At 65.4% G+C, this 7,082-nt stretch carries 5 protein-coding genes; 1 reads left to right on the forward strand and 4 read right to left on the reverse strand.

Annotation, left to right across the window (positions count from 1 at the left end):
- Positions 1-307: 307 nt before the first annotated feature.
- The 3 genes from tssC to tssA are packed head-to-tail and all read right to left on the reverse strand — an operon-like array spanning position 308 to position 3,472.
- Entirely contained in the window at positions 308-1,798 is a 1,491-nt protein-coding gene (tssC, locus tag ACOJSI_RS13240) for a type VI secretion system contractile sheath large subunit (protein WP_420138766.1), read from the reverse strand.
- 5 nt (positions 1,799-1,803) lie between these two features.
- On the reverse strand, positions 1,804-2,325 hold the full coding sequence (gene tssB, locus ACOJSI_RS13245; protein WP_420138767.1) for a type VI secretion system contractile sheath small subunit: 522 nt from the start codon (positions 2,323-2,325) through the stop codon (positions 1,804-1,806).
- Positions 2,326-2,356: 31 nt separating this feature from the next.
- On the reverse strand, positions 2,357-3,472 hold the full coding sequence (gene tssA / locus ACOJSI_RS13250) for a type VI secretion system protein TssA (protein WP_420138768.1): 1,116 nt from the start codon (positions 3,470-3,472) through the stop codon (positions 2,357-2,359).
- 150 nt (positions 3,473-3,622) lie between these two features.
- On the opposite strand from tssA, the gene ACOJSI_RS13255 reads away from it, so the two are divergent.
- Positions 3,623-5,965, forward strand: coding sequence for a protein kinase domain-containing protein (locus ACOJSI_RS13255; protein WP_420138769.1), 2,343 nt, complete (start codon positions 3,623-3,625; stop codon positions 5,963-5,965).
- Positions 5,966-6,086: 121 nt separating this feature from the next.
- On the opposite strand, the gene ACOJSI_RS13260 is transcribed toward ACOJSI_RS13255, so the two are convergent.
- On the reverse strand, positions 6,087-6,842 hold the full coding sequence (locus ACOJSI_RS13260) for a LysM peptidoglycan-binding domain-containing protein (RefSeq protein ID WP_420138770.1): 756 nt from the start codon (positions 6,840-6,842) through the stop codon (positions 6,087-6,089).
- Positions 6,843-7,082: the final 240 nt, after the last annotated feature.

The following is a 7,082-nucleotide window of genomic DNA, read 5'->3' on the forward strand; positions in this document are numbered from 1 at the left end:
CTTCGCCAGCGACCGCAGCGGCAACCTGGACATCTGGACCATCCGCCCGGACGGAAACGATCTGCGCCCCGTGACACACACGGCGGAGCACGATTCGGAACCCGCCTGGTCGCCGGATGGAACGCGCATCGTCTTTCGCCGCCTGCGCGGGGGTGATTCCGACCTGATGATCGTGGGTGCCGATGGGGGAGACGCCGTCGGCCTGGCGCGCGGCAAGTTTCAGAACACGCCGGTGTGGTCACCGGACTGGCGGATGATCGCCTTCGCGGAATCCGCCACGGCCAGCGATACGGCGTTCATGGCCGTATCACGACTTCTTGGGGATGCGCGCTACCAGCCGCAGCGACGCGGTGAGCTCCTCCATTTGCAGCCACGGCCGCAGATAGGCCACCGCATTATAGCTGCCGGGCGAACCGGGCACTTCAGTCACCTCCACCCGAGCTTCGCGCAGCGGGAATTTGGCGCGGATCTCCTGCCCGCCACCTTCGGCCGAATTGGTATAATTCAGGATCCAGCGGTTCAGCCAGGCGGAGACATCCTCGACTTCCATGAAAGAGCCGATTTTGTCGCGCGCCATCACCTTCAAATAATGGGCAAAACGTGAGCTCGCGAGGATGTAGGGCAGCCGCGCGGAGATCGCCGCATTCTCGGTTGCACCCGCCTGATCATACTTCTTCGGCCGCTGCGTCGTCTGGGCACCGAAGAATACCGCATAATCGGTATTCTTATAGTGCGAGAGCGGCAGGAAGCCGAGGTCGGACAGTTCCTTCTCGCGCCGCGACGTGATCGCGATCTCGGTCGGGCACTGCTCGCTCATGTCGCCATCGTCGGACAGGAACAGATGCGTCGGCAGGTCGGCGACCTTGCCGCCGCCCTCCGCGCCCCGGATCGCCGTCGTCCAGCCGCTGTCGGAGAAGGCCGACGTCATGCGCACGCCCAGCGCGAACGCCGCATTCATCCAGCAGTAATCGTCATGCTTCATCGGCTTGGGCGCGCCGTCTGCCGAGAAAGGCGCTTCCTCATACGCGAACTCGTCGACCGCCTTGGTCTGTTCGCCATAAGGCTGCCGCGCCAGTACGCGCGGCATGGTGAGCGTCACGAAGCGGGAATCCTCCGTGTCGCGATAATTGCGCCACTTATTATATTCGGTTGCCTGGAACTTGTCGGCCAGGTCGCGCGGCTTGGACAATTCCTCGAACGTCTCGAACCCGAACATCTGCGGGCCGGCGGCGGCGATGAACGGTGCGAAGGCCGCGGCGGCGACGCTGGAGATGCTGCGCAGCAGCTGCACGTCTTCCTGTCCCGCGCCAAAATAATAGTCGCCGATCAGCGCACTGTAGGGCTCACCGCCCGGCGTGCCGAATTCGTTCTCGTAGATCTTCTTGAACAGCGTGCTCTGATCGAACTCGATCGCACGCTCCAGATCGCGGGCAAGCTCTTTCTTGCTCGCGTTGATCACGCGGACCTTGATGTCGCGGCCGGTATTGCTGTTCATGACGAGGTAGTGAAGGCCGCGCCAGCTGCCCTCGAGCGCCTTGAACTTCTCCGAATGCATGATCTGCGACAGCTGCTCGGACAATTTCTGGTCGAGCGCCGCGATCGCGCGCTGCATCGTTACGGTCAGGTTCTTGGAATAGGTGACCGTGCCGGCGCTGGCTTCTTCGGTCAGCGCACGCAGGAGCGTCTCGACCTGGTCACGATCGGTCTGCCGGGTAACGCTGATCGCCTCGTCGAGCAGGCTGCGGCCTTCGACGACATTGGTCTGCGCCGGCGCGGAAGAGCGGGAAACGTCGGTCATGCGCCTTACTCCTTATCCGCCGACGCGGACGCGTCGTCGGAACCCAGCTCAGCGCGCAGCGCCTTCAGCTGCTCTTCGTCCTGCAGGATATTTTCCAGCAGGCTTTCCAGCTTCTCCGATCCGTCCGCCTTGGCCATCAGATCGCGCAGCTTGTTGCGCGTCTCCAGCAGCTTGCGCAGCGGCTCGACCTGCTGCACGACCCGGCCCGGCTCGAAATCCTCGATCGAGCTGAACGAAAGTTCGACCGGCATCTGGCTGCCGTCGCCCTTCAGCGTATTCTCGACGCGCAGCTTCAGGCCGGGCGACATGCGCCGCATCACCTGATCGAAATTGTCGCGATCGATCTGAATGAACTTGCGATCGCGCAGCGGCTTCAATTCTTCGGTCGGATCGCCGGAGAAATCGCCCATGACGCCCAGCACGAAGGGCAGTTCCTTGACCTCAACGGCGCCTTCCGTTTCCACATCATAGGTGATGTGGACACGGGGCTTCCGCACCTTCTTCAGCTTATCGTGTACGCTCGCCATGTGCTTCCCCTATTGAATTCGAGGTGCTGTCTTAAAAGCTGTTGAAACTATCCCCTCCCCCGGAGCCGGCGTCCGGCCGGACACCCGCACGAAGAAGGAACATCGACCGTTGCTCACGATCGGGCAATAGCTCCGCGAGAAGATCGTCAAGCGGCAGGCTGGCCCTCCGCACGAGATCACGCAGGCTATGACCGATCAAAGATTGCGGCTCTGTTCTTTCGAAGAAACCCGCAATCTCGAGGAGAGTTGCGAAGGCTGCCTGCCGATCATTAACATTTTGTTTCGCAGGCGTGCCGGATGCCGATCCCACCACCCCCGGTGCGGCCATGTCATCCTCGGCCTCGGCGACCTGGTCGCTCGTTTCGGCTTCGGGCGGAATGTGATGGCGGCGGAGAATTTCGGCGATGTTAAGCAGCGGCGCGGCAACCTGCGATCCGAACCTGCCATAGGGCGTGCGCTGGTCCAGCGCCTCCATCAGCCGGTCGACCGCCGCCAGCGCCTCATCGATCGCGGTCAGATTATCGGCGATGAAGGCGCGTGAGGCCCCCGCGATCGCCGCATCCAGCTGTGCGATCCGCTGATCGCGCCGTGCCGTCAGCTCGTCCCGCACTTCCGGATCGTCGTGGCGGATCGATTGCGCCCGGATCGCCTCGATCGTCCATAGCGCGACCAGCTCCTGCCCGGTATCGGTCAGCGGCAGCAGCTTGATCGGCTGGATCAGCGTGCCCGGCTCTTCCCGCCCGAACAGCCCGAACAGGGGCGTCAGCCGCGCCTCGACCCCATCCTCATCCTCGAGCGGATACAGGCCCTGATCCCAATAGGTCAGCACCAGATCGGCCAGCAGGGTGAAACCGTTGGCAAGCCCGGCCAGGCCATCCGTCCGCAGCCACGCCTCGGTCAGCCAGGCCGCGACCTGCAGATCCTTGGCATGATGGATCAGCAATTCGGTGCCTTGCTGCGACACTTCGCGCCAGGATCGGATGCCGGCGACCAGCGGGTCCACATCGGGGTCGGGCGACGCCAACGCTTCGCGTTCGGCGCTACGCGCGCTCGACCGCTCATCCTTGATCGAAAGATAAAGCTCAGAGCCCGGTCCTGCGGTCCTCACGTCCGCGCCGACGGGTACGTCGCCTTCGATCGGCGTCATGATTTCGGCAATCAAGCCTTGATCCATTCAGTTTCGCACCACCTGAGCCAGCTAGTTCATTACGTGTGCGGAACCCTTCAAATGCGATGACGTTCCATTGCCCTGGACGCACCATTGCCCAGGCACGCCGCCGGCAAGCGGGGGAGAAGCATGCTCGAACTGATCGGACGGTATCGCATCCACGAGCAGATCGGCGAAGGGGCGATGGCGGATGTCTATCGCGCGCACGATCCGCACATCGATCGCCCCCTCGCGATCAAGGTGCTCAAGCCCGAATATCGCGAGGATCGCGAATATTCCGCGCGCTTCCTGCGCGAAGCCAGGGCCGCGGGCGCCTTGTCCCATCCCGGCATCGTCACCGTATTCGACGTTGGCCAGGTCGATGATTATCCGTTCATCGTCATGGAGCTGCTCGACGGCGAGCCGCTGTCGGAGGTGCTGAAGCGCGGCCCGATGCCGCCCTCCAAGGTGATCAGCATCGGCATCCAGCTCGCCGACGCGCTCGGCTACGCCCATGCCCAGGGCGTGATCCACCGCGATATCAAGCCGTCCAACATCATCCTCTCGCCCGACGGCAATACGCTCAAGCTGCTGGATTTCGGCATCGCCCAGCTCGAAGATCATGATCCGCTGTTCGAAGAACAGAGCTACCGCACCCAGATCGGACAGGTCATCGGGACGCCCCGCTATATGAGCCCCGAACAGGCGCTCGGGCGTGAAATGGACGGCCGATCGGACATCTATTCGGTCGGCGTCGTCCTCTATGAAATGCTGGCCGGCCAGCGCGCCTTCACCGGCTCCGGCGCGGCGGCCCTGACCGCGCAGATCCTCACCGCCGATCCGAAGCCGCTGACCGAAGTCGCACCGGATACGCCGCGCGGGCTGCAATTCATCGTCCAGAAGGCGATGGCCAAGCAGCCGACCCAGCGCTTCGCCGACGCGCTCCGTCTCGCGGCGGCCTTGCGGCGCGAATATTCGGTCGCCGAAAGCGTGGCGGTCGAGGCCGCAGCACAGCGCCGCTATCTGCCGCTCCAGGTCCGCCTGACCCTGTTGATGGCGCTGATCACCGCGATCGTGCTCGCCGGCGCGGTCGGCACCGCCTTGGTGAAGCAGCGCGAAGCGATGCGCCAGGTCGCGGTCACATCCGGCCGGGCCGTCACCGCCTTCGTCGCCAACAACGCCGCCCTGCGCGCAGTCGATAATGCAGCGCTCCCGCCCGAGCAGCAGGATTGGGTGCCCGTCCAGGCCTTCGTGAAAAGCGCGTCGGCCGATCCCAATTTGCGCGGCCTGACCGTCGTGGATTCGCAGGGGATCATCCGCGCCGCCACCAATCAGGACATGATCGGCCAGCGCTATCGCCCCGTCTCAGGCGAGCCGCTGATCACCAACCGCGAAGGCGTTCGCGTCTTCGATGTGGCGAGCAACCAGAGCTTCCGCTTCGTCCGCCCGATCACCTATGCCGGCCATGATTTCGGCAAGGTCGATCTGATGCTCAACCAGGCCGACTTGCGTTCCGCCGCCCAGCTGTCGACCTGGTTGCTGATCGCGCTGGCGGTCATCACGCTGGCGACGGTGGCGCTGGTCACCTTCCTCAGCGCACGCGTGCTGCAGGCGCCGATCCGGCGGTTGCGCGACGCCTTGCTGGAGCTCGCCCGCGGCAATCTGGATTTCCGCGTTTCGCACAGCCGCCGCGACGAATTTGGCGAGCTGTTCGACGACGTCAATCTGGTCGCCCAGACGATGCAGGAGCGCTTGAACGCGGTTGAAGCGATGCTGCTCGACCGCCCGGTCGCACCCGCGCCGACCTCGGCCAACCCGGCGAGCCCGGCCAGCCCCGCGCCGGAAAAGGCGTTCGAGGACGAATTGCCGCTGCCCGCGAGCAAGTCGCGCCCGGCCGAGCCGATGCCGGCCGTGTCGGCGGTGCCGGTGGAGCCGGCCGTCGAAGCCGTGCTGGACGAGCCGCATGGGACCGAGCCTGAGCCGGATGTGCCGCCTCCGTTCGAAGCACCCGAACTCCCGCCCGTCCCCCTCACGCCCGCAGCCGCCCAGACCGAAGACGAGGACGAGGTGATCGATCGCCGCTTCGAGCCCGAGGCTGCCCCGCATCACGACGCCGCGGCGGAGAAGCCAACCGAACCCCTGCCGCCGATCCTTCCGCACGAGCCGGAGGTGAGCGCTACGCCAGAGCCTGAGCCTGAGCCCGAGCCCGAGCCCGAGCCGGTCCTCGACAACGTCCCCGCGCCGACGGCCGAGCCTGAGGAAATCGCGCCCGCAGCCATAGAGACGGACGAGGCGGAGCCTGAGGAAGAGGACGAGGAGGACGAGGCCGAGACGGATCCGTTCGCGATCGCAGAGCCGATGGTGAAGCCGATCACCACCCCGCCCGCGCCCGCACCGGGGGAGGAGCCTGTCCGCCAGCTCTCGCCGCCCTGGCCGCATGACGAAGACGAGGATCGCACGCTCGTCGACCCGGACGACAATCAATATCGCTGACGCAGGCCGCGGCGACGCGCTGGCATCGCCGGGCACGGGACACAAAAAGGGGCTGAGCGGACAGCTCGCTCAGCCCTTTTTGCTTGCCCGAGAAGAAGGAGCGCCGAGCGCCCCTCCCCGCTTACTGATTGTGCACGGTCGCCTGGATGCGCCGCGCCCGCGCCAGATCGGCGGCGATCGCGGCATTGTTGGGATCCAGGCTGGCGGCCTGCGACAGCAGCGTCACCGCCCGGTCGATCGACCCGGCCGACATCTGCTCCAGCCCGCGCCGGCGCAGATTTTGCGCCTGGTTGCGCCGCGCCGGCGAATCCGCCGGCGTCGCGGTCGACGGCGGCGGGGTCGGACGCGACGAAGCACCGGTGCCGGCGGCGGGCGGCGTCGGCGTGGGGCGGGTCCACTTGCGCACCGGGGCGTGCGGCTTGCCCGGGATCAGGATCACCTGGCCCGGCTGCAGCTGCGCCGGCAGCGTCAGGCCGTTATAGCGGGCGAGACCATAGAAGTTCAGCGAGTCATGCAGATATTGCTTGGCCAGGCTGAACAGCGTGTCGCCCTGCTTGATCGTGTAGGGGAAATTCTCGGTGCCAAAGACGATCTTCGGATCCATGTCGATCTGGCGGATCAGCACGCCGCCACGCTCGTCCGATGGATCGTCATGCCACAGCTGGACCAGCTCGACCCGCGCCTGGGTCGGATTGCCCTGCTGCAGCAACTGCAGCGCCAGCTTGTAGCGGCTCGCCGGGCTCAGGCCGGGCGTTGGCTGCGGTCCGCTCGGGGTGGCGGTCGGCGGTGGGGTCGGCTTCGACGCGGGGGATTGAACCTTGTCACCGCAGCCGGCGAGCAGCAACGCCAGGCTCAGCGACAAGGCCGGTCCTGCCACCCGTTTCAATCTCGATCGCGTCTCGATGGATCCTGTCGCGCGCACGTGCGTCTTCCCTTCCCTGCTGGGTCCCCGGGCGGTCGCCGCCCCCTTTCCCTCACGAAATCCAAAATAGATTAAATGTTCCCCGGCAGCCGATCGTAATGAACAAACAGCCTGCCTTCAACCGAACGGCGCGGTCCGGTGCGGGCCAGACCAGCCCATTGCTTCCGTGTTACATCGGGAGCGCGCCGCCTCGCA

Origin of the sequence: Sphingomonas sp., assembly GCF_048595155.1 — a bacterium.
GTDB lineage: Bacteria > Pseudomonadota > Alphaproteobacteria > Sphingomonadales > Sphingomonadaceae > Sphingomonas_I.

Excerpts from the sequence above, each read along its gene's own strand:
- tssC (WP_420138766.1), bottom strand. The coding sequence starts at position 1,798 with ATGACCGACGTTTCCCGCTCTTCCGCGCCGGCGCAGACCAATGTCGTC.
- tssB (WP_420138767.1), bottom strand. The coding sequence starts at position 2,325 with ATGGCGAGCGTACACGATAAGCTGAAGAAGGTGCGGAAGCCCCGTGTC.
- tssA (WP_420138768.1), bottom strand. The coding sequence starts at position 3,472 with ATGACGCCGATCGAAGGCGACGTACCCGTCGGCGCGGACGTGAGGACC.
- ACOJSI_RS13255 (WP_420138769.1), top strand. The coding sequence starts at position 3,623 with ATGCTCGAACTGATCGGACGGTATCGCATCCACGAGCAGATCGGCGAA.